24 protein-coding genes are annotated in these 24298 nt (G+C 65.6%); 10 read left to right on the top strand and 14 right to left on the bottom strand.

Annotated features, from left to right (window positions below):
- Positions 1 to 2: 2 nt before the first annotated feature.
- On the bottom strand, positions 3 to 1658 hold the full coding sequence (locus JQ573_RS00935; RefSeq protein ID WP_212315142.1) for a thiamine pyrophosphate-binding protein: 1656 nt from the start codon (positions 1656 to 1658) through the stop codon (positions 3 to 5).
- Positions 1659 to 2555: 897 nt separating this feature from the next.
- Here JQ573_RS00935 and JQ573_RS00930 point away from each other — a divergent pair.
- The gene (locus JQ573_RS00930) at positions 2556 to 4046 is read left to right on the top strand and encodes a methyl-accepting chemotaxis protein (RefSeq protein ID WP_212315143.1); all 1491 of its coding nucleotides are present in this window, start codon (positions 2556 to 2558) and stop codon (positions 4044 to 4046) included.
- 23 nt (positions 4047 to 4069) lie between these two features.
- Here the strand turns inward: JQ573_RS00930 and JQ573_RS00925 are convergent, their stop codons facing one another.
- From JQ573_RS00925 to JQ573_RS00905, 5 genes are all read right to left on the bottom strand, one after another.
- The gene (locus JQ573_RS00925; protein WP_176531988.1) at positions 4070 to 5215 is read right to left on the bottom strand and encodes an acyl-CoA dehydrogenase family protein; all 1146 of its coding nucleotides are present in this window, start codon (positions 5213 to 5215) and stop codon (positions 4070 to 4072) included.
- Between the two features lie 184 nt (positions 5216 to 5399).
- The gene (locus tag JQ573_RS00920) at positions 5400 to 6227 is read right to left on the bottom strand and encodes an SDR family NAD(P)-dependent oxidoreductase (protein WP_212315144.1); all 828 of its coding nucleotides are present in this window, start codon (positions 6225 to 6227) and stop codon (positions 5400 to 5402) included.
- Between the two features lie 220 nt (positions 6228 to 6447).
- On the bottom strand, positions 6448 to 6855 hold the full coding sequence (locus tag JQ573_RS00915; protein WP_212315145.1) for a MaoC family dehydratase: 408 nt from the start codon (positions 6853 to 6855) through the stop codon (positions 6448 to 6450).
- Positions 6852 to 7283, bottom strand: a complete 432-nt coding sequence (locus tag JQ573_RS00910; RefSeq protein ID WP_212315146.1) for a MaoC family dehydratase N-terminal domain-containing protein — start codon at positions 7281 to 7283, stop codon at positions 6852 to 6854. The genes JQ573_RS00915 and JQ573_RS00910 overlap by 4 nt, the downstream gene beginning before the upstream one ends.
- 7 nt (positions 7284 to 7290) lie before the next feature.
- On the bottom strand, positions 7291 to 8475 hold the full coding sequence (locus JQ573_RS00905; protein ID WP_212315147.1) for a lipid-transfer protein: 1185 nt from the start codon (positions 8473 to 8475) through the stop codon (positions 7291 to 7293).
- Positions 8476 to 8569: 94 nt separating this feature from the next.
- Between JQ573_RS00905 and JQ573_RS00900 the strand changes: the two genes are divergently transcribed.
- The 5 genes from JQ573_RS00900 (at position 8570) to JQ573_RS00880 (ending at position 13098) form a co-directional block, all read left to right on the top strand.
- Positions 8570 to 9343 (top strand): TetR/AcrR family transcriptional regulator, encoded by a 774-nt coding sequence (locus JQ573_RS00900; RefSeq protein ID WP_212315485.1) that lies wholly within the window; start codon positions 8570 to 8572, stop codon positions 9341 to 9343.
- Positions 9273 to 10829: a long-chain fatty acid--CoA ligase gene (locus JQ573_RS00895; protein ID WP_212315149.1), complete on the top strand. Its 1557-nt coding sequence runs from the start codon at positions 9273 to 9275 to the stop codon at positions 10827 to 10829. Before JQ573_RS00900 ends, JQ573_RS00895 begins: the two co-directional genes overlap by 71 nt.
- Before the next feature lie 222 nt (positions 10830 to 11051).
- Positions 11052 to 11648 (top strand): DUF2889 domain-containing protein, encoded by a 597-nt coding sequence (locus tag JQ573_RS00890; RefSeq protein ID WP_212315151.1) that lies wholly within the window; start codon positions 11052 to 11054, stop codon positions 11646 to 11648.
- Between the two features lie 106 nt (positions 11649 to 11754).
- Complete coding sequence (locus JQ573_RS00885) at positions 11755 to 12054, top strand: GrpB family protein (RefSeq protein WP_312011326.1); 300 nt, start codon at positions 11755 to 11757, stop codon at positions 12052 to 12054.
- 126 nt (positions 12055 to 12180) lie between these two features.
- A complete protein-coding gene (locus tag JQ573_RS00880) occupies positions 12181 to 13098 on the top strand; it encodes a DMT family transporter (RefSeq protein WP_212315152.1) in 918 nt (305 codons plus the stop codon).
- Between the two features lie 140 nt (positions 13099 to 13238).
- Here the strand turns inward: JQ573_RS00880 and JQ573_RS00875 are convergent, their stop codons facing one another.
- Both JQ573_RS00875 and JQ573_RS00870 read right to left on the bottom strand, forming a co-directional pair.
- Positions 13239 to 13706 (bottom strand): carboxymuconolactone decarboxylase family protein, encoded by a 468-nt coding sequence (locus JQ573_RS00875; protein ID WP_212315154.1) that lies wholly within the window; start codon positions 13704 to 13706, stop codon positions 13239 to 13241.
- On the bottom strand, positions 13703 to 14110 hold the full coding sequence (locus JQ573_RS00870) for a cupin domain-containing protein (RefSeq protein ID WP_212315156.1): 408 nt from the start codon (positions 14108 to 14110) through the stop codon (positions 13703 to 13705). The genes JQ573_RS00875 and JQ573_RS00870 overlap by 4 nt, the downstream gene beginning before the upstream one ends.
- Before the next feature lie 88 nt (positions 14111 to 14198).
- On the opposite strand from JQ573_RS00870, the gene JQ573_RS00865 reads away from it, so the two are divergent.
- The gene (locus JQ573_RS00865) at positions 14199 to 15659 is read left to right on the top strand and encodes a PLP-dependent aminotransferase family protein (protein WP_212315158.1); all 1461 of its coding nucleotides are present in this window, start codon (positions 14199 to 14201) and stop codon (positions 15657 to 15659) included.
- Here the strand turns inward: JQ573_RS00865 and JQ573_RS00860 are convergent.
- Positions 15637 to 16464: an SDR family NAD(P)-dependent oxidoreductase gene (locus tag JQ573_RS00860; RefSeq protein ID WP_212315160.1), complete on the bottom strand. Its 828-nt coding sequence runs from the start codon at positions 16462 to 16464 to the stop codon at positions 15637 to 15639. The two genes, JQ573_RS00865 and JQ573_RS00860, sit on opposite strands and share 23 nt — an antisense overlap.
- Before the next feature lie 305 nt (positions 16465 to 16769).
- Between JQ573_RS00860 and JQ573_RS00855 the strand changes: the two genes are divergently transcribed.
- Together JQ573_RS00855 and JQ573_RS00850 are read left to right on the top strand one after the other, a co-directional pair.
- Entirely contained in the window at positions 16770 to 17054 is a 285-nt protein-coding gene (locus JQ573_RS00855) for a hypothetical protein (RefSeq protein ID WP_249131178.1), read from the top strand.
- Positions 17055 to 17342: 288 nt separating this feature from the next.
- Entirely contained in the window at positions 17343 to 17963 is a 621-nt protein-coding gene (locus JQ573_RS00850; protein ID WP_212315164.1) for a TerC family protein, read from the top strand.
- A 64-nt stretch (positions 17964 to 18027) separates the two neighbouring features.
- Here JQ573_RS00850 and JQ573_RS00845 read toward each other — a convergent pair whose 3' ends face one another.
- From JQ573_RS00845 to JQ573_RS00830, 4 genes are all read right to left on the bottom strand, one after another.
- Positions 18028 to 18747 (bottom strand): RraA family protein, encoded by a 720-nt coding sequence (locus JQ573_RS00845; RefSeq protein ID WP_212315165.1) that lies wholly within the window; start codon positions 18745 to 18747, stop codon positions 18028 to 18030.
- 301 nt (positions 18748 to 19048) lie between these two features.
- Entirely contained in the window at positions 19049 to 19927 is an 879-nt protein-coding gene (gene pssA, locus JQ573_RS00840; protein ID WP_212315167.1) for a CDP-diacylglycerol--serine O-phosphatidyltransferase, read from the bottom strand.
- A 179-nt stretch (positions 19928 to 20106) separates the two neighbouring features.
- The gene (locus tag JQ573_RS00835; RefSeq protein ID WP_092127222.1) at positions 20107 to 20805 is read right to left on the bottom strand and encodes a phosphatidylserine decarboxylase; all 699 of its coding nucleotides are present in this window, start codon (positions 20803 to 20805) and stop codon (positions 20107 to 20109) included.
- A gap of 53 nt (positions 20806 to 20858) precedes the next feature.
- Positions 20859 to 22847, bottom strand: coding sequence for an ABC transporter ATP-binding protein/permease (locus tag JQ573_RS00830; protein ID WP_249131177.1), 1989 nt, complete (start codon positions 22845 to 22847; stop codon positions 20859 to 20861).
- Positions 22848 to 23060: 213 nt separating this feature from the next.
- Here JQ573_RS00830 and JQ573_RS00825 point away from each other — a divergent pair, with 213 nt between their 5' ends.
- Positions 23061 to 23666, top strand: a complete 606-nt coding sequence (locus JQ573_RS00825) for a TIGR00730 family Rossman fold protein (protein ID WP_212315169.1) — start codon at positions 23061 to 23063, stop codon at positions 23664 to 23666.
- Between the two features lie 187 nt (positions 23667 to 23853).
- Here JQ573_RS00825 and JQ573_RS00820 read toward each other — a convergent pair whose 3' ends face one another.
- On the bottom strand, positions 23854 to 24231 hold the full coding sequence (locus tag JQ573_RS00820) for a VOC family protein (protein ID WP_212315171.1): 378 nt from the start codon (positions 24229 to 24231) through the stop codon (positions 23854 to 23856).
- Positions 24232 to 24298: the final 67 nt, after the last annotated feature.

The following is a 24298-nucleotide window of genomic DNA, read 5'->3' as shown; positions in this document are numbered from 1 at the left end:
GATCATGCCTGCGGCACAAAATCCTTGCCGACCGACAGCGCGCGCTGATCGACCAGGCAGTGCAGGATTGCTGGCTTGCCGGAGGCCAGCGCACGCTCGAACGCCGGCGCGAAGTCTTCGGTGCGCTCGACCCGCTCGCCATGGCCGCCGAACGCCTTGGCATAGAGCGCGAAATCCGGGTTCTTGAGCTGGGTGCCGACGACGCGGCCGGGATAGTCGCGCTCCTGATGCATGCGGATGGTGCCGTATTGCGCGTTGTCGATGACGACGACGATCAGCGGCGCGTCATACTGCACGGCGGTGGCAAACTCCTGCCCGTTCATCAGGAAGCAGCCGTCTCCGGCGAATGCGACGACGACGCGATCCGGATGCTGCCGCTTGGCCATCACCGCCGCCGGCACGCCGTAGCCCATCGAGCCCGAGGTCGGCGCGAGCTGCGCGGCGAACGTGTGGAAGCGATGGTGGCGATGGATCCAGCCGGCGTAATTGCCGGCGCCGTTGCAGACGATCGCATCCTTCGGCAGCCGATCGCGCAGCCAGGTCACGACCTCGCCGTACTGGAAGTGGCCCGGCAGCTCGCGCGGCTTGTCGGTCCAGGCCAGATAATCCGCGTGCGCCTTGGCCGCCTCGCCCTTCCAGGCGGGCGCGGCTGCGGGCTTCATGCTCTCGACCGCGGCGGCGAAGGCCGCAGGCGTCGCCTGGATCGCCAGCGCCGGCTGGTAGACGCGGCCGAGCTCTTCGGAGCCCGGATGCACATGAATGAGCTTCTGGCTCGGTGTGGGAATGTCGAGCAGCGTGTAAGACGATGACGGCATCTCCGACATGCGGCCGCCGATCAGGAGAATGACGTCGGCGCCGGTAAAACGATCCCTGAGCTTCGGGCTCGGGCCGATGCCGAGATCGCCGGCATAATGCGAATGGTCGGCGTCGAACAGCGAGGCGCGGCGGAACGAGGTCGCGACCGGCAGGTCGAAGCGCTCGGCAAAGCGTGCGATGCCCTTGGCCGCCTCAGGCGTCCAGGCCGAGCCGCCGAGCACCACGATCGGCGCCTTGGCGCCGGCGAGCATGCTGCCGAGGCGTTCGAGATCCGACGGCGCCGGCCAGCTCTGCGCAGGCTCAACCTTCGGCGCGTCGGCGACCGCTGCGGTTTCCGTCAGCATGTTCTCCGGCAGCGAGATCACCACCGGACCGGGGCGGCCCTGCAGCGCCACGCGGAAGGCGCGCGCGACCAGTTCCGGAATGCGGTCCGGACGATCGATCTCGACCGCCCATTTCGCCATGGTGCCGAACACCGCCTTGTAGTCGAGCTCCTGGAACGCCTCGCGCTCGCGCATGCCGGTGTCGACCTGGCCGACGAACAGGATCATCGGGGTGGAATCCTGCATCGCGATGTGCACGCCATGCGCGGCGTTGGTCGAGCCCGGGCCGCGGGTGACGAAGCAGATGCCGGGACGCCCGGTGAGCTTGCCGTAGGCCTCCGCCATCATCGCCGCGCCGCCCTCGGCGCGGCAGATCACGACGTCGATCGGGCTGTCATGCAGGGCGTCGAGCGCCGCCAGATAGCTCTCGCCCGGCACGCAGGTGACGCGCTCCACCCCCTGCGCGACCAGCTGGTCGATCAGGATCTGGCCTCCGGTGCGGGCGTTGCTTTTGGTCATGAGGGCTCCCTGCGGCATTGGCGCGCGCTTGCGGCTCGCGCGGAACGTGGTCCGACGGGGGTATGATAGACGGGATTATGGCGCAAGGCCGAAGCCCCCTCTGGCGAGCGAAGCGGGCGCAAGCCATGCGATAGGCAATGGGCATCGCGCTTTCGTCGTCGATTTCCGCAGAGCGGACGATCGACGGCGGGATCCGCGCGGCCCGGCCGGAGAGCGGGTAGGTAACTTCCGCCGACTTCAGGACGCCCGCGCCGTCAGCTTGCGCACGACATGTTCCGTCGCCGGTCGCAAGTTCGATCGGGTATCGCGGCGCCCGAATCAACCTGTGCGTGTTTCTTTCAACAGTAATCCATCGGCGACGCGGCAGCCTCGTGGTCATCACGCGGCACCAACCGTCGCAGCAGCGCGCACACATGAGAGACGATCCACGGGCATCGCAAAGACCGACGGCGCTCGGCCGCCGCACGGGACGCGAGAAAGCCAGCGCGCTGCGGCGCGCGTGACAACAGCGTGGCACAAACTGCATGCACCATCGCGTCATATGCACGATAGCAATCATTCGAAGCGCGCGCGTGTGCTTCCGTAAGACTACGGTGCAGCGATCGGTCGCTTCGCACTGTTCGATGCAGGATCGCGCGGATTTCGCGGAAAATCGCAGTCCAGCGCGTCGATTTCGGCTGCACTCATTGCACGCATCGCGCGTTCGGTCTTGCGCGATCGCGCGCGGCACACTGCATGCACTTCTTGATGGAACTCGAATCGCCTACGGTTTCGTGCAGTCACAAATTGTAAATCGTGTATCGCACCTGCCCGCCGTCCCGCGGCGGAAGGCGTTCTGCTGCCGATCAGGTGCATCGTTTTCAGTTGACCGATTGATATCAATGCTGGAGGCAATGCATGTTGGGGATGAAGAGCGTCGCAAGCGTGGTCGGCGCGGACAGTTCTTACCGGCTGTTCGACGACATGCCGATCAGTGTCATGCTCTGCGAGCTGAACAATTTCAGGATCACCTACATCAACGAGTCGACGCGGCACAATCTGAAGAAGATCGAGCACGTGCTGCCGGTGAAGGTCGACGCGCTGATCGGACAATCGATCGACATCTTTCACAAGAACCCGCAGCATCAGCGCCGACTCTTGTCCGATCCGAAGAACCTGCCGCACAAGGCGCGCATCACCATCGGCGGCGAGACGCTCGATCTCACCGTGACGGCGATGACCAACTCGCGTGGTCGCTACAGCGGGCCGATGCTGACGTGGGAGCTCGCGACCGAGAAGGCGCGGCTTGAAACTCAGACCGAGCGGCTGTTGCAAATGCTCGACAACATGCCGATCAACATCATGATGTGCGATACCGATTTCAACATCACCTATATCAACCAAACCAGCCTCAAGACGCTCGACACCGTGAAGCATTTGCTCCCGGTGGCGCCGGAGAAGATCCTCGGCAACTCGTTCGACATCTTCCACAAGAACCCGGCGCACCAGCGCCGCATCGTCGGCGATCCGAAGAACTTGCCGCACGCGGCCAAGATCAGGCTCGGCCCGGAAACGCTCGACCTTCGGGTCTCCGGCCTGACCGACAAGCGCGGCAACTATACCGGCGCGATGCTGAGCTGGTCGGTTGTGACAGGCAATGTGAAGCTCGCCGACGATTTCGAGAAGGATGTAAAGGGCCTTGCCGGGATGCTGGCGTCGGCCTCGACGCAGATGCAGGGCACCGCGCGATCGCTGACGACGACCGCCGAATTCGTCAATCAGCGTACGGCAAGTGCTGCGTCTGCGTCCGAAGAGTTGTCGTCCTCGGTCAACGAGATCAGCCGCCAGGTGACCGAGGCGAGCCGCATCGCCCGCATGGCGGTCGAGGAAGCGGAGAAGTCCGACAGATTGGTTTCGGGCCTTGTGACCATGGCGCAGAAGATCGGCGACGTCGTCGCGCTGATCAGCCAGATCGCCGGCCAGACCAACCTGCTCGCGCTCAACGCCACGATCGAGTCCGCGCGTGCCGGCGAGGCCGGCCGGGGCTTTGCCGTCGTCGCATCCGAGGTGAAGGCGCTGGCCAACCAGACCGCCAAGGCCACGGAAGACATTTCGGCGCAGATCAACGAGATGCAGACCGCGACCGGCAACACCGCCACCGCGCTGAAGGCGATCTCGCAGGTCATCGTCCAGATTAGCGAGATCTCGACCGTGATCGCCAGCGCCGTCGAGGAACAGGCCGCGGCCACCAAGGAGGTCACCGCCAACATCAACGGAACGACCAAGGCGATCGACGATGCCAGCAAGGCCGCCGAGAACGTTCTGGCGGCCTCCGGCGAGCTCGCCAGCAACGCGTCCGAGCTGGAAGTCCAGGTCGACAAGTTCCTGAAGAACGTGCGCGCGATGTAATGCGGCTGAGGTCGCGCGCTTGCCTACAGCGAGCGCGCGATCAGCACCTTCATGATCTCGTTGGTGCCGCCATAGATCTTCTGGATGCGGGAATCGATGAACATGCGCGAGATCGGGTATTCCTGCATGTAGCCGTAGCCGCCATGCAGCTGCAGGCATTCGTCGGCGGTCTCGACCTGCTTCTGCGAGCACCACCATTTCGCCATCGACGCCGTCACGGTGTCGAGGTCGCCGGCGACCAGGCGCTCGACGCACCAGTCGACGAACACGCGCGCGATCATCGCCTCGGTCTTGCGCTCGGCGAGCGTGAACGCGGTGTTCTGGAATTCGATCAGCGGCTTGCCGAAGGCGGTGCGCGCCTTGGTGTATTCGGCGGTGATCTTGACCGCCCGCTCCATCGAGGCGACCGCCCCAATCGCGAGCGACAGGCGCTCCTGCGGCAATTGCTGCATCAGCTGGACGAAGCCGTTGCCCTCCTCGCCGCCGAGCAGGTTTTCCGGCGGCACCGTGACATTGTCGAAGAACAGCTCCGAGGTGTCGGACGCGTGCAGGCCGATCTTGTCGAGGTTGCGGCCGCGCCGGTAGCCCTCGGCGCCGGCGGTTTCAACGACGATCAGCGAGATGCCCTTCGCGCCCGGCGCTCCGGTGCGCGCCACCACGATGACGAGATCGGCGGCCTGGCCGTTGGTAATAAATGTCTTCTGGCCGTTGATGACGTAGGAATTGCCCTGCTTCTTCGCCGTGGTCTTGACGGCCTGCAGGTCGGAGCCGGTGCCGGGCTCGGTCATCGCGATGGCGCCGACCATCTCGCCCGACGCCATCTTCGGCAGCCAGCGCTTTTTCTGCTCCTCCGAGCCGTAGTTGACGATGTAGTGCGCGACGATCGCGCTGTGCACGGAAACGCCGGTGGTCAGCTCCGGCACCGTGCTCTCGAGGTCATCGAGCACGGCGGCATCATAGGCGAAGCTGGCACCGAGGCCGCCATAGGCCTCCGGCACGCTCGGCAGCAGCGCGCCCATCTCGCCGAGCGCGCGCCAGGCAGAGCGGTCGACCAGCTTCTGCTCGCGCCATTTCTCGGCGTGCGGCAAAAGATCCTTGGCGAGGAATTTGCGGAACTGGTCACGGAAGGTGTCCAGCTCCTCGGTCATCCAGGACGATCGGTAGTGCATCATTCCCTCTTTGTTAGTTCTATGCGTCATAAACGGCTTGTGCCGACAACCACGACCTATCCCCGTCATTGCGAGCGAAGCGAAGCAATCCATCTCACCGCTTGCGCGGAAGAATGGATTGCTTCGTCGCTATCGCTCCTCGCAATGACGGGGAGGCACCACGACGCGTTGTGACGCAACCAGACTAGACGATCAAACCGCCGCCGGCGACGATCACCTGACCACTGATGTAGTTCGATTCCGGCGCGCAGAACAGATAGACCGCGTCCGCCGCCTCTTCTGGCGTGCCGCCGCGGCCGAGCGGGATCATCCGGCCCATCGCCTCCAGCATCTGCGGCTGGACGCCGACCTTGATGTCGCGGCCGGCGACGTCGATGGTCTTCTGCTGGGTCTCGATCGGCTGGGTCAGGCGGGTGTTGATCAGGCCGAACGCCACGCAATTGACGTTGACCTTGTAGCGGCCCCACTCCTTGCACATCGTGCGCGTCAGCCCGATCAGCGACGCTTTTGCAGAGGAATAGCTCGCCTGCCCGGCATTGCCGTAGAGACCCGCGATCGAGGAGATGTTGACGACCTTGCGGAACACCTCGCGGCCGGCCTCCGCCTCCTTCTTCGCCATCACCCGGATCGGCTCAGACGCCGCGCGCAGGATGCGGAACGGGGCGACGAGATGGACGTCGAGCATCGCCTGGAACTGCTCGTCCGACATCTTCTGAATCGTCGAGTCCCAAGTGTAGCCGGCATTGTTGACGATGATGTCGAGGCCGCCGAATGTTTCGATGGCGCTACCGACGAAACGATCGGCAAAGCTCGCGTCGACGACGCTGCCATTGACCGCGATCGCCTCGCCACCCATGGCCTTGACCTCCGCGACGACCGCATTGCCCGGCTCGGCATCGAGGTCGTTGACCACGACCTTCGCGCCCTCGCTCGCGAGCTTCAGCGCAATCGCCCGCCCGATGCCGCGGCCGGAGCCTGAGACGAGCGCGACTTTGCCTTGCAGTTTCGACATGAAATTCTCCCTAGAACAACATCATTTCCGCGAGCTCGGCTCCGCCTCGCCCCGCTTGCGGGGAGAGGCCGGAACGCATCGCCAGATGCGTTCCGGGTGAGCGGGAGCTTCCGCGAGTCCTGCTGTCTCCGTGCATGCGGAGGCAGCCCCTCACCCCAACCCTCTCCCCGCAAGAGCGGGGCGAGGGAGCACAGTTTCTTCGTGGCGACAGTTCACCACGCTACAGCGCGATGACGGCCTCCCCGGCGAGCTTGACCTCGCCGTTCTGATCCTTCGTCGTGAGCGCGAGTTTTGCCCGCTTCTCACCGCCCTGCTCGATCAGCTCGGTCACCGTGCCCTCGCAGGTCAACGCGGCGCCGAGCTGGGTGATCGCGGCAAAGCGGGTCGAGAACGAGCGGATGCGCGACGGCGCGACCGCGTCCGTCAACGCCTGGCCGAGATAGCCCATCACGAGCATGCCGTGCGCGAACACGTCCGGAAAGCCGGCCTGCTTGGCGAAGTCGACGTCGACATGGATCGGGTTGTGATCGCCGGAGGCGCCGCAATACAGCGCGAGGCGATGCCGGGTGATCGGCGGGAATTCCTTGTGGACGATGCGGTCGCCGACCACGGGAGCGCTGCTGCTCATGACGGCCTCGCATTGCGCACCACGATGGTGCGCGAGGTATCGGCGACATGCACGCCGGCCTGGTTGGTGACCGCGGTCTCGACCACGATCAGCGTCATCGCCCCACCCTTCTTCTCGGTCACGCTGGTAACGCGCGGCCGGAACGTCAGGGTGTCGCCGACGACAACAGGTGCGTGATAGTCGAAGCGCTGCTCGCCATGCAGCACGCGAGCGAGATCGATGTCGAGCGCGGTCAGGAACTCGAACGGCTCGGCCGCGTCCATCATCTCGAGGCAGAACAGATAGGTCGGCGGCACCGGCGCCGCCGCCCCATCACGATAGACCGGATTGGTCTCGCCGAGCGTATCGAGGAAGAAGCGCAGGCGCCCCGGCTCGACGCGCGCGGTCACGGGCGTAAACGTACGCCCGACGGCGGATTGATCGACCATGGATGCCTCAGACGCGTTCGTAGAGCGTCACGACGCAGGCGCCGCCAAGGCCGAGATTGTGCTGCAAGCCGAGCCGCGCGCCTTCCACTTGCGTCGCCGCTGCCGTGCCGCGCAGCTGCCGCGTCAGCTCGTAGCACTGCGCGAGACCGGTGGCGCCGAGCGGATGGCCCTTCGACAGCAGGCCGCCGGACGGGTTGGTGACGATCCTGCCTCCGTAGGTATTGTCGCCATCGTCGATGAATTTCGCGGCCTCGCCCTGTCCGCACAGGCCGAGCCCTTCATAGGTGATCAGCTCGTTATGGGCGAAGCAGTCGTGCAGCTCGACGACGTCGAGATCGTTAGGCCCGATGCCGGCGGCCTCATAGACCTTGTTCGCGGCGTCGCGCGCCATGTCGTAGCCGACCACCTGCATCATGTCCGAGGCACCGAAGGTCGAGGGCGTGTCGGTCGTCATCGCCTGTGCCGCGATGCGGACGCTCTTGTTGAGGCCGTGCTGGTCGGCGAACTTCTCCGAGACCAGGATCGCTGCGGCGCCGCCGCAAGTCGGCGGGCACGCCATCAGCCGCGTCATCACGCCGGGCCAGATCACCTGGTCGTTCATCACGTCGTCGGCGGTCACTTCCTTGCGGAACAGCGCCAGCGGATTGTTCTTGGCATGACGGCTCGCCTTGGCGCGCACTTTTGCAAACGCCGACAGCGGCGTGCCGTACTTCTTCATGTGGCTGAGGCCGGCGCCGCCGAAATAGCGCAGCGCCAGCGGCACGCCGGGCGCATCGACCAGCTTGTCGGCGGCGGCGTCGAAATCGTCGAACGCGCTGGGGCGATCGGTGAACACGGCCCCTAACGCGCCGGGCTTCATCTGCTCGAAGCCGAGCGCCATCACGCAATCGGCCGCGCCCGATTCAATCGCCTGCCGCGCCAGGAACAGCGCGGTCGAGCCGGTCGAGCAGTTGTTGTTGACGTTGACGATCGGGATGCCGGTCATACCGACCGGATAGAGCGCGCGCTGGCCGCAGGTCGAGTCGCCATAGACGTAGCCGACATAGGCCTGCTGCACCCGGCCGTAATCGAGCCCGGCATCAGTGAGCGCGAGCTTGGCCGCCTCCGCACCCATCACATGATACGGCGCATTGGCGCCGGGCTTGACGAACGGGATCATGCCGACCCCGGCAACATAGGTGCGTGACGTCATCGCGTGCCCTCCCGAAAATTACCCACTGGACTATTTATTACCCATGGGTAATATACGGGCAACCTTCCGGAGTCAATGCGACAGCAGCCACGCGATGGACGCCCGCTTCCCCCTTTCCAACACCGAGTCGCCCTGGCTGCCGTTCGAGAGCCGGCGCCGCGCCCGCGACGAGAAGCGCGAAGCCGTGCTGCGCGCCGCCGTGCAGCTGTTCCTCGAACAGGGCTATCACCGCGCCACGCTGAACGATGTCGCCAAGCGGCTCAACATCACCAAGCCCGCGCTCTATAATTACTTCCGCAGCAAGGACGAGATCCTGTTCGAGTGCTGGTCGATCGGCCACGAACTGGTCGACGACTGCATTGCCGAGACCTCGGCCGGCGCCGGCAGCGGCCTCGACAAGCTGCGCAAGCTCACCATCCGCTACGCCGAGCTGATGACAACGGACTACGGCAAGAGCCTGGTCCGGTTCGATCTCCGCGATCTCAGCGAGCATAACCGCAAGATCGTGCAGACCGCGAAGCGGCGGATCGACCGCGCCTTCCGCGACTATATCGCTACTGGCATCGCGGACGGTTCGGTGAAACCCTGCGACCCGAAGCTCGCGGCGTTCGCCATCGCGGGATCGCTGAACTGGATCGGACACTGGTTCCAGCCCGGCGGTGAGCTGACCGGACACGCCGTCGCCGAGGAATTCGCGATCCGCCTCACCGAGGGGATTGCCACGACATCAACGCGCAAGAAGGCGGACAAACCGCCTCGCAAGGCAAACGTGGGAAACGCATCAAGGGAGGACGGGAGTGAACATCACACACGGGCTGCGGCGGGCGCTGCAGGTCAATCCAAACGGGCTCGCGGTCGTCTGCGGTGAGCGGCGGCGCAACTGGCGCGAGGTCGGCAGCCGCGTCGCGCGCCTCGCCGCCGCGATCCGCTCGCTTGGCGCCGGCAACGGCGACCGCGTCGCGATCCTGTCCCTGAACTCCGACCGTTATCTCGAACTCTATCTGGCCGTCGGCTGGGCCGGCGCCGTGATCGTGCCGCTCAACATCCGCTGGTCTCCGATCGAGAACGAGGACGCGCTGCGCGACTGCCGCGCCACGATCCTGTTCGTCGACAAGGCGTTCGCGCCGGTCGGCACGACGCTGGCGAACGCCATCCCCGGCCTGAAGCTGATCTATGCCGACGAAGGCGAGATGCCCGCGGGCATGGAGAATTACGAGACGCTGATCGCGCGCAGCGAACCTATACCGGACGCGATGCGCACCCGTGACGATCTCGCCGGCATCTTCTACACCGGCGGCACCACCGGCCGCTCCAAGGGCGTGATGCTGAGCCACGGCAATCTGATGGCCAATGCGCTGAACGCGCTCGGCGAAGGCCTGTGGCCGAGCAGCACGATCTATCTGCACGCCGCGCCGATGTTCCACCTCGCCAATGGCGCGGCGATGTATTCGGTGCTGCTGTCCGGCGGCTCCAACGTCGTGATCCAGGGCTTTACGCCCGACGGCGTCGCGGCCGCGGTGCAGAAGGAACGCATCACCGACGTGCTGCTGGTGCCGACCATGATCCAGATGTTCGTCGATCATCCGACGCTCGGCAGTTACGACCTGTCGTCCCTGAAGCGGATCTCCTACGGCGCCTCCGTCATCAGCGACGCCGTGATGATGCGCGCCATGGAGGCGCTGCCGCATGTCGAATTCACCCAGGCCTATGGCATGACCGAATTGTCGCCGATCGCGACCCTGCTGCACTGGAAGGAGCATATCGGCGACGGCCGCGCCAAGGGCCGGCATCGCGGCGCCGGCCGCGCCACGCTTGGCGCCGAAGTCAAGATCGTCGATGCGGAAGACAAGGTGGTGCCGACGGGCACCGTCGGCGAGATCGCGGTGCGCGGCGATATGGTGATGATAGGCTATTGGGAGCGGCCGGAGGAAACCGCGCGCGCCGTGATCGACGGCTGGATGCACACCGGCGACGGCGGCTATATGGACGAGGACGGCTTCGTCTACGTGGTCGACCGCGTCAAGGACATGATCATCTCCGGCGGCGAGAACGTCTATTCGGCCGAGGTCGAGAACGCGTTGGCCCAGCATCCGGCGGTGGCACAATGCGCCGTGATCGGCATCCCGAGCGAGCGCTGGGGCGAGCAGGTCCACGCCGTCGTGGTGATCAAGAGCGGCGCCAGCGCAACGCCGGAAGAGCTGATGGAGCACTGCAAGGCGCTGATCGCCGGCTACAAATGCCCGCGCAGCGTCGACATCACGACAACTCCGCTGCCGCTCTCCGGCGCCGGCAAGATCCTGAAGCGCGAGCTGCGCAAGCCGTATTGGGAGAACCGCGAGCGGCGCGTGAGCTGACGCCGACGTCGCAGAACCGTAGGGTGGGTTAGCGAAGCGTAACCCACCACTTCTTTCCCCGCGGCATGGCGGGTTACGCCTTCCGCCTTCGCTTGTCGAGCTACGGCGGACGTAGTCGGCTAACCCGCCCTACGCACTGCATGGCGCCGCGCAGACAGCGGCCGTTGACATCGGAGCAAGCGGCCGATTGGATCGCTTCCAGATTCAATCCAGCGAGTTCCGATGTCCGCACCCGATACCAACGCCGACGGCAAGCCCCGCCGCCTGATGCACCGCCGCTCCGTCGAATGTCTCGGCTATCTCCGTGACGACGGGCTGTGGGAGGTCGAGGCGCGGCTGGTCGACACCAAGCCGTATGTGCGGCAGGACAAGCATCGCGGCCTGCAGCAGCCCGAGGATCCCGTGCACGACATCAGGCTGCGCCTCGCGGTCGACGACAGTTTCACGATCCGCGAGACCGGCACCACGATGGCCTCGACGCCCTACCCGTCCTGCCTCGACGTCGAAGGCATCCTGCAGCGCCTGGTCGGCGAGCGCATCGGTAAGGGCTGGCGCGATCTGGTCCGCCACAAGATCGGCAAGCTCGAGACCTGCACCCATCTCGCCGAGTTGCTGGGCCCCGCGGTGACGACGCTGTTCCAGACTGCGACCTCCGGCAAGGACCCGCAGGGCCGCGGCGCGCTCGATCACCAGCAGGGCGTCACCGAGCCGCCGTTCTTCGTCGGCGGCTGCTACTCGTGGCGGCTGGACGGACCCGTCGTGGCGGAGACATTTCCGCAGTTCGCGAAAAAGCCTGTCGAGGTGAAGCAGGAATCGTAGGGTGGGTTAGCGAAGCGTAGCCCAGCAGCTATGCCAACAAGGACGGCGGGTTACGCCTTCGGCTCACCCACCCTACGAGTGCCGCCCACGTGATACTCTGCAAACCGTGCCGGACTACGCGTCGTGGATCCCCGGCGAGCTGTTCTTCCGCAAGGGACCTCCGGGTCCGTGGACCCACCATCTGCATATGATGGAGCCGTCCCATCCGCGTTGGGAGGCTCGCCTGGTGTTTCGCGATTATCTGCGCGCGCACGGCGAGACGGCACGCGCCTATGCCGAGATCAAGCGGGCCCTCGCCGCCTGCTCAAAAGACGACATCGAAGCCTATCGAACCGGTAGGGATGCTTTCGTCCAGGAGACCACCGCCAAGGCGCGGGCATGGCGCGCAGCTGCACGAGACCAATAGTACAAGCAGACCGCGGCAAGCCTGTACGTTCGTCGCTAAAGAAGAACTTCGCAATCGGCTGCTGCGCCAATCAGCCCTGCATCGCGAAGGGTTGATCCGTCCTGGCAGCTCACGTAGTCGTCCGGCATGAACAGACATGCGGCCGGCCCCAAGACGGCAGCCCTTCCTGACAAGAAAGCCATTCTGCTCGGCGTCGCATGCGGTCTCGGCGCGGCGCTATGCTGGGCTCTCGGCTTCGTGGCGACCCGGCACGGCCTGAAAGTCGGGTTCACGCCTGTGGACCTTCTGATGCATCGCTTCCTGTGGTCGGGCATCGTGTTCATCCCGCTCGTTGTGCGCGCCGGCCTGAAAGACCTCTGCGGCATCGGATGGGGCCGCGGCATGGCGCTGATGATGCTGGGCGGACCGGTGATGTCGCTGATCAGCTATGCCGGCTTCGTGTTCGTGCCCCTCGGGCATGGCAGCGTGATCCAGCCTTCCTGCGCCACCCTGGGCGGGCTGTTCCTCGCGGTCGCCCTGCTGAAGGAACAGATCTCATCCTCTCGGGTCGTCGGCGCCGTCGTCATCGTGATCGGGCTTGCCGTGATCGGGAGCGAGTCGATCGGCCATATGGGATTGAGCGCCGTGATGGGCGATTTGATCTTCGTCACGACCGGATTGATGTTTGCAGGCTTCGCCACGCTGGTACGCTATTGGCGCGTGTCCGCGTTCTCGGTGGCGACGGTCATCAGCGTGCTGTCGCTCTCGCTGTTTCCGCTGTATGCCGCCTCGGGCGGGCTCGCGCGCGATGCGGCCATCGGCCTGAATGAGAATGCGCTGCAGGCCGTCGCCCAGGGCATCCTGGCCGGGCCCGCAGCCATGTATTTGTTCGCGCTGTCGATCCAGCGGCTCGGCGTAGCCCGCGCCGCCGTATTTCCCGCGACCGTGCCGGTGCTGACCTTGCTGCTGGGATGGCTGCTGATTGGCGAGCCGCCGACCACGCTACAGGCAGCCGGATTGGTCACGGTATTGGCCGGATTCTATCTCGCGCAGCGTCAGAGCTAGCTCGTCAGTCCGTAGGGTGGGTTAGCCGAAGGCGTAACCCACCATCTTGCGTGCGGCATAAATGGTGCGTTACGCCTTGCACCTTCGTTCGTCGAACGACCGCACTCGTGGGCGGCTAACCCACCCTACAAACTCCGCGATCACGCCGCGGCGGAATGCTCGCGCACGGCCTGCGGCGGATTGCGGAAGCCGATTGCGATCCGGTTGTAGGTGTTCATCAGGCCGATCGCGATCGTCAGGTCGACCAGCTGCTTCTCGCTGAACACCGCGCGGGCCGCCTGGTAATCCCCGTCTGGGATCGCGGTCTCCGCCACGCGGGTGACGGTTTCGGCCCAGGCCAGCGCCGCGCGCTCCTCGGCGTCGAACAGCACCTCCGCCTCGCGCCAAACCTGCAACAGCGCCAGCTTCTCGATCGCAACGCCCATTTTCTGCAAGCTGCGCGTATGCATGTCGAGGCAATAGGCACAGCCGTTGATCTGCGAAATGCGCAGATAGACCAGCTCGATCAGCGTTGCCGAGAGTCCGCATTGCGTGAGGTAGCCATAGACGCCACCGAGCGCCTTGATGCCCGCGGGCGCGACCTTGTTGTAATCGATGCGCATGCTCATGGCTTGTGTCCTTCCTTGTCGAAGACGGTCAACGCCTTGTCGTTGCTGTCGACGACGAACACCGCAAGCAGCTTCGCCGGCTCGGTCGCACTGGCGTTTCGCCCGAGCACGTGATGGGCGCCGGGCGGCTCGAAGAAGCTGTCGCCGGCCCGATAGATGTGCGCGGCCTCGCCCTCCAGCTGGCTCTCGATTGCGCCCTGGAGCACATAGACATAGAGGAAGGCCGATTTGGCATGATGATGCGGCGCCGACGGCTCGCCCGGCGGGAAATTGACCTCGACCGCGATCAGCGACTTGCCGGGAATGTTGGTGATGACGTGCTCGAACTTCGGCGTCACCGATTGCGCTTTTGCCGGCGTCGCAAGCGCGGCGCAGGCGAGCAGCAGCATCCATAAGGTCTTCATCTCGTGCCTCCATTGCTGACGGATAAATGCGGGCACGCCGGACTGAAAAGAAGCACCAAGAATGAACCGAATTGGTGTACCACGGGCCATGCCCACCCCGCTTCCCATCGCGCTCGATCGCTCGGCCAGGACGCCGCTCTCCGAGCAGATCCGCAAGGCGATTGCGGCGGCGATCGACAATGGCGTACTGGTGCCGGGCGCCCGGTTGCCGTCATGGCTCGACCTCGCCGCGCAGCTCGGCGTCGCGCGCGGTACCGTGCGCGCCGCTTACGACAAGTTGGCGGATGCCCAGCACATCGTGTCGTCGAAGGCGAACGGCACCACCGTCGCCAGGCGGCCGAGGACAACTGCAAAACCCGATGCGCCGATCGTTCCCGGATCGGTCGTGGAGATGTTTCATGACCTGAGCGGCCAGGGACACTTCCGGATGGGCGTCCCGGCGCAGGACGCTCTCCCTGCAAAGCTGCTGGCGCGAATCCGCGCGCGCGCCGTGCGGGCGGAGTTGAGCGCGGTGACCCGCACCATCGATCCGCGCGGCGAGCTCCAGTTGCGGCGCGAGATCGCCGCGCACCTCGCGATCGCGCGCGGGCTCGAATGCTCGCCTGCGCAGATCGTCATCACGTCGGGCTTCAGCGGCGGACTTGGCCTCACGCTGCGCGTGCTCGGCCTCGAAGGCCGCCGTGCATGGATGGAGGACCCGGGATTTCCATTGACCCGAAAGGGGCTCGAGCTCGCCCGGCTGGAGCTGGTCCCGATCCCTGTCGACGGCGGCGGCCTCGATGTCGACCACGGCCTCAAGCACGCGCCCGACGCGGCGCTCGCGGTCGTGACGCCGGGACAGCAAGCGCCGCTCGGTCCGCCATTGTCAGCGAAGCGTCGCGCGCAACTGCTCGATTGGGCGGCGCAAACCGGCGCATGGATCATCGAGGACGATTATCTCGGCGAGTTGCGGCTCGATGGCCGCGCCGCGCCCGCGCTTGCCTCGCTCGACCGCGCCGGCCGCGTGATCCATCTCGGCTCCTTCAGCAAGACGATCTCGCCGACGCTTCGGCTCGGCTTCCTGGTTGCACCCGAGCAGTTGGCAACGCAGTTCGCCGATGTCGCGACGTGCCTTGCCCCTGCTCCGGGACCAGCCGTGCAGCTTTCCACCGCCGAGTTCATGCGCGACGGCCACTACATCCGCCATCTCCGACGAACCAAACGGGCCTATTGCGAGCGCCGCGATGCGCTGACGGCTGCGCTGCGGCCATGGAGCAACGACGCGCGGGTTGCCGGCCTCGCCGTGATGCTGACGCTGCCCGACAAGGCCGACGATGTCGCGATCGCGCGGCAGGTGCTGGCGCATGGGCTGGCACCCGCCCCGCTCTCGCCCTGGTATCTCTCACCGAAGCGGGCGCAGCCGGGCTTGCTGCTCGGTATCGCAACCATGCCCGATCGCGGCGTGCAGGCCGCCTGCAAGCGTCTGTTCGAGGCGATCCGTGCCCAAGGTCGCATCCGCATCCAGGGCGCGCCGGCCGCGCGCCGCGTCAGGAAATCCGCAGCCCGGTGAGCGCAAGGCTCAACGCCTTTAGCCGCTTGCGCGCCTCGGCGTCATAGGCCTGGGCATGGGCGCGGGCCTCGCGCTTGCCGTCGAAGAACAGCCCGCTCCGGCCCGCGACGTCGTCATCCTGGACCAGACGCAGGATGGCGTCGCCGCCCTGCTCGACGGTCGAGATCGGCGTCGCGCCGCTGGCGCGCACCATGGTGGTGTTCATGTAGGTCGCCGGATGCAGCGAATTGACGGTCACGCCGGAGCCTTCGAGCTCGGCGGCGAGGTCGATGGTGAACATGATCTGCGACAGCTTGCTCTGCGCGTAGGCGCGGGCGCCGCTGTAATTCTTCGTGATCATCACGTCGCCGAAATCGATCGGGTGCTGGCCGAGCGATGCGACATTGACGATGCGCGCCGGCGTGCTCGCCTTGAGTCGCGGCAGCAAGAGATGCGCGAGCAGGAAGCCGGCGAGATAGTTCACCGCAAAGCGCAACTCGTGGCCGTCCTTGCTGGTCTGCCGCGCCGGCCCCTCGTTCTGCGACCCGATACCGGCATTGCTGACCAGCACATCGAGGCGCTCCTGGTCGTCGAGCACCAGCTGGGCGAACTCGCGGACCTCGGCAAGCGAGGACAGATCGGCCTGATAGAACATCGGCTCGCGGCCGGAGACCCGCTTGATCTCGTCGGCGAGGACCTGCGCCCGCTTGGTATCGCGGCCATGAATCAGGACCCGGGCGCCGGCGGACGCCAGCTTCATCGCAACGTAGCGGCCGACGCCATCGGTGGAACCGGTGATCAGCACCGTCTTGCCTGACATATTCATGGACATCGCCCTTCGCTCGTTCGCCCAGCGCTACGACCAAAGATAAATGCACAGCCTGGACTTTGCCATGGCATGCCGCGGCGCGATCAGCCCCAAAACGGCGCCGAAATGGCCCGCCCACGGCCCTCTTCCACGGCCCCAAGTGTACAGTCCGTCGCGCGGCTTGCGGTCGCGCGGCGCCGCGCCACGCCTCAACGTGAACACGTTCTGATATCGTCGGGATGAACGACAAGGCAAGAATCGGAATGTCCTCGACCATTCCAGACAGGTTCTCGCGGAAGGCTCCCTCGCTGGAGCCGTTCGGCATGCTTCTGTTGTTTGCGGTGCTGACCGCGCTGCCGATCATCCTGACCGTTCGTCTGGTTGAGCCCGCACTCGTGCTGCCCGCGCTCAGCCTGGTGTTGTTCGCGGAGGCAGCCATTGCCGCGCTTGCGGCGCGCGTGATCCACATGCGCGCAAGCGTGGCGAACCTCACGCTGTGGGATTTTGCCGGCGCATTCACCTTCATGGGGTGTGCAGCGGCGATCCTCGGCGAGCCGGATCAGGCGGCGCTGTTCTTCGAGGAACAGGCCGCGCTGCGTCCGGACTAGCGTGATCCGGAAAAGTGTGAAGCGGTTTTCCGAACAGATCATGCTCAAGCAAGAAGCGAAAGCGCGATGACGATCCATCGAAATCTCATCGCGCTTGAGCGACCGTAAATCCCAGGCCGGGCCCCTCTGGCAGCCACAAGCTGCGATGTCGGACTGGAACTCAGTTGGAGTGGCCCTGCTTCGACCCGCGACGCGGACATGCGCCGCGGTGGGCTTGCTGTCCGCCGGACGGCAACATCCCGTTTCGTCGAAACGGTCCACTCCCCGACCTCAAGGGGAGCATTGCTTATGTCCGAACTGTTTTCACTCGACGCCCTCAGCGCGTTGCTGCAAGTCGTCGTCATCGACCTCGTGCTCGCCGGCGACAACGCCGTCGTGATCGGCCTTGCCGCGGCAGGCCTGCCGGCGAAGCAACGCGGCAAGGCGATCCTGATCGGCATCGCCGCTGCGACGCTGCTGCGCATCCTGTTCGCGCTTCTCACTACGCAATTGATGCAGATCGTCGGCCTGCTGCTGGCCGGCGGCATCCTGCTGCTATGGGTGTGTTGGAAGATGTGGCGCGAGCTGCGCGCCACCGCACATGAGACGACGGCCGAGCACGCCGCCGATGGCGCAGGAGGCCAGCGCAAGACGCTGTGGCAGGCCACGACGCAGATCATCATCGCCGACGTCTCGATGTCGCTCGACAACGTGCTCGCGGTGGCCGGCGCGGCGCGCGAGCAGCCGATCGTGCTGGTGTTCGGCCTTGCGCTCTCGATCGCGATGATGGGCGCGGCCGCCACCTTCATCGCAAAACTGCTGCAGAACCACCGCTGGATCGCCTATGTCGGCCTCGCCGTGATCCTCTATGTCGCCGTCGACATGACCATTCGCGGCGCATCCGAGATCGCGAAGGTCGCGCCGGTCTGACGATCGAAAGCAAAACGGCGGGCCTTTCGGCCCGCCGTTCCGCAATTCGAAGAGGCGCGTTGCGTCAGTGGATTTCCGCCGAGCGCTTCAGCGCGTCCTTCAGCTTCTCGAGCGAGAAGTCCTTCGAACGCGCGATATCCAGGATCGGGGTCTCGCGGCGGCCGCAGAGTTCGGCGGCCTCCGGCAGCTTGGCCGCGATCTCATACGGGATCACGATCGCACCGTGGCTGTCGGCGTGAATCAGGTCGTCGGAGCGCACCGTCATGCCGGCGACACGGACTTCGCCGCCAAAGCTTTCGGCATGCACCCAGGCATGCGACGGGCCGATCGAGCCGGCGAGCGCCTGGAAGCCCGGCGCCCATTGCGGGATGTCGCGGATCGAGCCATCGGTGATGACGCCGAGACAACCGAGCGCCTTGTGCACGGCGCTCTGCACCTCGCCCCAGAACGCGCCGTAGCCGACGTCGGGACCGTCGATGTCCTGGATCACGGAGATGCGCGGACCGAAACCGGTGCCGACATATTCATAATATTCGATGCGGCGCTTCGACTGCTCTTCGGCCGAGAGCCCAGACTTCAGCACCGAGCGGATCGCGACCGTGCGCGCATAGCCGACGATCGGCGGCAAGGACGGGAACGGGCAGACCAGCGGCTTCACGGTGTAGCCGATCAGACGGCGCTCCGGCGCGACGATCTCCATCGCATTGCAGATCGTCGGCGTGTCGTAGCGCGCCAACGCCTCGAGGACGGACGCAGGCAGCGGGGCGGAAGCGGATGTCGTCACGGCGTTTCTCTCCTGATTTTTGGCGTTCGCTGGGCCGTCTCAGCCTATAGCCGAGATCGCAGGCGAACCCAACCGAGCCACGCTCATGGCTGATATTTGGGAGAAGAGGACGGAAGTGAACTCTACCACCGTCACCCCCGCGCAACGGCTTTGCCGTTGTCGCTGGAGGTGGCCGCTTCTTCAGCGGCCCTCGAAGGGTCGACGGCCCCGCTGGTGGCCGTGCATCCTTCGAGACGCGCTGCGCGCTCCTCCAGCGACAAAGGCGAAGCCGTTGCGCGGGGATGACGGATTACACAGAGCCTCAGTGCAGATGCGTCGGACGATCGTCGTTGTCAGCATCCGCGACCGGCGCTGCATAGGGAGCCGCAGGCGATGCCGGCGAGGCCACACTTGCACCGTGCGTCTGCGCCGCAAGCTGGCGCTCCTGGTCGCGGTAGGACTTCCAGCCCCAGGGCAGGCTGATCAAATAGGCGACCGAGCCCGCCGACAGGATGTGCCAGGGATAGCCGATCAGCAACGCGACGAAGAACACCACCGAGACGAACACCGGCAGCACCATCTCCGGCGGCACGCGCATCTTCACGGTCTTGCCGGAGAACACCGGCAGCCGCGACACCATCAGGAAGGCGATCAAGAGCGTGTAGAACGCCGTCAGCGTCGCCGGCGGCATCGGCACGCCGAGGAAGGCGAGATAGATCGGCAGCAGCACGGTGATCGCGCCGGCCGGTGCCGGCACGCCCGTGAAGTAATTCGCGGCGAAGGCCGGCTTGTTCGGATCGTCGATCGAGGCATTGAAGCGCGCCAGCCGCAGGCCGCCGGAGATCGCGAACACCATCGCGGCGATCCAGCCGCCATTGTTCAATTCATGCAGCTGCCAGAAATACAGGATCAGGCCCGGCGCGACGCCAAAATTGACGAAGTCGGCGAGGCTGTCGAGCTCGGCGCCGAATTTCGACTGGCCCTTGATCATGCGGGCGACGCGGCCGTCGATGCCGTCGAGGATCGCGGCGAACACGATGGCGGCGACCGCAAGCTCCATCCGCCCTTCCGTCGACAGCCGGATCGCGGTGAGGCCGGCGCAGATCGCCAGCAGCGTGATCATGTTGGGCACCAGCATCCGCACCGGGATCGGGCGGAACCGGCGGCGGCGAGACTCGGTGGAGTTGGGATCAAAGGGCATCATGGTCTTGCAATATAGCAAGCATGGCCCGGCTCCGCCATCGCGGCGGGAACCGGCGGGCTAAAGCGTCTCCAGCAAAGCGGATACCGGTTCGCGTGAAGAAAACGCGTCAAAATAGCAAACCAGAGCTCCCGTTCCGATTCCGAGCGGAACGGGAGCTCCAGGCTCGCGAAACAGAGTTAATCGGCGCGGTAGGTGCGGCCCGGGTCGGCGTTGCGGAAATCCGCCAGAATCGTCTCGCCGGCAACCGCGGTCTGCCCCTCGGAGACCAGCGCCTTGGTGCCCTCGGGCAGGTAGACATCGAGCCGCGAGCCGAAGCGGATCAGGCCGAAGCGCTCGCCGGCGCCGATCGACTGGCCTTCCTTGACGAAGCAGACGATGCGGCGCGCCACGAGACCGGCGATCTGGACCACGCCGATGCGGCCATTGGCGCCCGAGATCACCAGCGAATTGCGCTCATTGTCCTCGCTCGCCTTGTCGAGCTCGGCGTTGATGAAGGCGCCGGGCCGGTAGGCGATGCGGTCGATGCGCCCGGCCACCGGGCTGCGGTTCACATGGCAGTTGAACACGCTCATGAACACCGAGACCCGCGGCAGCGGCTTGTCGCCGAGGCCGAGCTCGGCCGGCGGCAGCGCCTGCACCACCATGGAGACGCGGCCATCGGCTGGCGACACCACGATGCCGTCGCGCAGCGGCGTGACGCGGACGGGATCGCGGAAGAACAGCGCGCACCAGACCGTGAGCAGCGTCCCGATCCAGCCCAGCGGGGTCCAGATCCAGAACAGGATCAGGCTCGCCAGAGCGAAGCCACCGATGAACGGATAGCCCTCGGGGTGGATCGGCGGGATCTGCGCGCGGATGGAATTGGCGATCGACATCAGAGCTCGCTTGCGTTTCCCCGCCCCGTTTGGCGGGAGAGGCCCTAAATCGACTATTCCGCGGCGGTCGGCAAGGGTTTCTCACCCTCAACGGGGGTGGAATCCTCCGACGAATCGGTGACCACGGGCGGCAGGCGATTCGGCGCGCCGCCGTCGTCATCGACCTGGGCGAGCCGTTCGCGGGCCTCCTCGGCCTCGCGCTGCCGGTTCCACATGCTGGCATAGAGGCCGCCCGAGGCCAAAAGCCGCGCGTGGGTGCCGCGCTCGGCGATCCGGCCCTGGTCCAGCACGATGATCTCGTCGGCGCCAACGATGGTCGACAGCCGGTGCGCGATCACCAGCGAGGTGCGGTTGCGCGACACCCGCTCGAGCGCCCCCTGGATCTCGTGCTCGGTGTGGCTGTCGAGCGCCGAGGTCGCCTCGTCGAGCACCAGGATCGGCGGCGCCTTCAGCACCGTGCGCGCGATCGCGACGCGCTGCTTCTCGCCGCCCGAGAGTTTCAGGCCGCGCTCGCCGACCTGCGTCTCATAGCCCTGCGGCGACATCCGGATGAAGCCGTCGATCTGCGCCAGCCGCGCCGCCTCCTCGACCTCGTCGTCGCCGGCATCCCAGCGGCCATAGCGGATGTTGTAGCGGATGGTGTCGTTGAACAGCACGGTGTCCTGCGGCACCATGCCGATCGCCGACCGCAGCGAGGTCTGCGTCACATTCTTGATGTCCTGGCCGTCGATCAGGATGCGGCCGCTCGAGACATCGTAGAGCCGGAACAAGAGCCGCGAGATCGTCGACTTGCCGGCGCCGGAGGGGCCGACGATCGCGACCGTCTTGCCGGCTGGCACCTCGAAGCTCAGGCCTTTCAGGATCTGCCGGTCGGGCTCGTAGGCGAAGCGGACATCCTCGAAGCGCACGCTGCCTGTGGACACCACGAGCGGCTTGGCGCCCGGCACGTCCCTCACCTCGGGATCGCGCGCCAGCACGTCGAACATCTTCTCGATGTCGATGATCGCCTGCTTGATCTCGCGATACACCATGCCCATGAAATTCAGCGGCTGGTACAGCTGGATCATCATCGAGTTGATCAGCACGAAATCGCCGACGGTGTGGGTGCCGTTGCGGATGCCGAACGCGCACATCAGCATGGTCGCGGTCAGGCCGGCGGTGAAGATGATCGCCTGCCCCGTGTTGAGCACGGCGAGCGAGGTGTAGGTCTTCACGCTGGCCTGCTCGTAGCGCTCCATCGAGCGGTCGTAGCGCCTCGCCTCGCGCTCCTCGGCGCCGAAATACTTCACCGTCTCGTAGTTGAGCAGCGAGTCGATCGCCTTGGTGTTCGCCTCGGTGTCGGAATCGTTCATCTTGCGACGGATCTCGATCCGCCACTCGGTCGCGATGTAGGTGTAGTACATGAACACGACAACCGTGATCAGCACCGCGAGCACATAGCGCCAGTCGAATTGCCAGAGCAGCACCCCCGCCAGCAGCGTGACCTCGACGATGGTCGGGATCAGCTGCAGGATCACCATCCGCACGATGGTCTCGATGCCGGAGCGGCCGCGCTCCAGCACCCGGGTCAAGCCGCCGGTCTTGCGCTCGAGATGGAAGCGCAGCGACAGCTCGTGCATGTGCACGAAGGTGATGTAGGCGAGCCGCCGCACCGCGTGCATCGCGACGCGGGCGAAGATGCCGTCGCGCCACTGCGTCAGCACCGCCATGATGATGCGCACCGCGCCGTAGCTGATCGTCATCAGCACCGGCGAGGCGATCAGCCAGACCATCCAGTTCGAGGTCGCGACCGGCGCCGATCCGGTGCCGTTCAGCGCATCGATCGCCCATTTGAAGGTGAACGGCACCGACAGCGTCGCGAGCTTGGCGAACAGCAGCAGCACCACCGACCAGATCACGCGCATCTTCAAATCGGCGCGATCGCCGGGCCAGATGTAGGGCCAGAGATGAACGAGGGTGCTGAGCAAGGTCCCCCTCTCGGCGGCGGGCGTCGTGGCCGTGGGCTGATCGGCCGCGGTCACAGTCTGTTGCGGCGGCACCATCAGGAGCCCGCTCTTGCCGTCATGGCGCGGCGGTCCGCGGCCACATCTTTTCCACGATTTGCCATTGTGCCCGTCATATAGATCGTTTCAACGTGGCGTACAGGCTTATGGCGAAAATTGTTCGCGATTCGCGGGAATTTACGGGATATTTTGGCCCTCAATGCCCATATGCGAGTCTTGACCCTGTTTACGCTGCAGTGCCACAAGGATCGTATGAACCAAATCAAGACTGTCTGTGTTTATTGTGGCTCCGGCCCCGGTAACAATCCCCGTTTCGTTGAAGCTGCCGTCGCGCTCGGCAAGGCCTTTGCCGAAAACAACGTGCGCCTGGTCTACGGCGGCGGCTCGATCGGCCTGATGGGCGCGGTCGCCAAATCCACCCTCGATCACGGCGGCTCCGTCACCGGCATCATTCCGGAATTCCTGCGGGCGCGCGAGAATGCGCTGACCTCGGTTCAGGAGATGATCGTCACCCCCGACATGCATGAGCGCAAGCGGCTGATGTTCGAGCGCTCGGACGCGTTCGTCGCGCTGCCCGGCGGCATCGGCACGCTGGAGGAGTTGGTCGAGCAGCTGACCTGGCAGCAGCTCGGCCGTCACTCCAAGCCGATCCTGCTCGCCAATATTGATGGTTTCTGGGAACCCCTGCTCTCGCTGCTGAGCCACATGCGCACGACCGAGTTCATCCGCGCGACGCTGCCGATCAACGTGCTGATGGCCGACCGCGTCGACGACATCCTGCCGCGGCTGCGTTCCGCCGTGGCCGGCAAGCCGGCGGCCGCGAAGGAGCTCGCGCCCGAAGTGGCGCGGCGGCTGTAAGCGTTCACCACGCTTTCAGCTCCATCACCGTCATGCTGAGGAGCGCGGAACGCGCGTCTCGAAGCATGCACGGCCCGGCTGGTGGCCGTCCATCCTTCGAGGCTCGCTTCGCTCGCACCTCCAGCGACAACGGCGAAGCCGTTGCGCGGGGATGACGGGTTCAGCAGCTTCACCCTGTATCGAGGCCCTACTCGCTTGGAAACGTCACGGCCTCGATGCGGTTGCCGTCGGGGTCGAGGATGAAGGCGGCGTAGTAGCGCACGCGGTCGTGCGGGCGCAGGCCCGGCGCACCATCGGATGCACCACCGGAGGCCAGCGCAGCGGCGTGGAAGGCATCGACCTCGGCGGTGGTTTTCGCGCGCAGGCAGATATGGGTTCCGCTCTCATGCGCGACCTGCGTCATCGCGGCGCGCAGATTGATCCAGAATTCGGGATAGGCCTTGCCGAAGCCGATCGTGGCCGGCCGCGTGACGAGACGGCTCAGACCGAGCGTGGCCAGCGTCGGCTCATAGAACCGCGCGGCGCGCTCGAGATCGCGGACGCCGACGGAGACGTGGTCGATCATGAAAGCGCCCTCCTCTGAAATCTGTAGCCCGGATGAGCGAAGCGACATCCGGGGAAAATTCACATGG

It is taken from the genome of Bradyrhizobium sp. AUGA SZCCT0105, assembly GCF_018129565.1.
Taxonomy (GTDB): domain Bacteria; phylum Pseudomonadota; class Alphaproteobacteria; order Rhizobiales; family Xanthobacteraceae; genus Bradyrhizobium.
The sequence above is the reverse complement of the archived record's forward strand: the minus strand, read 5'-3'. Positions and strand labels throughout refer to the sequence as shown.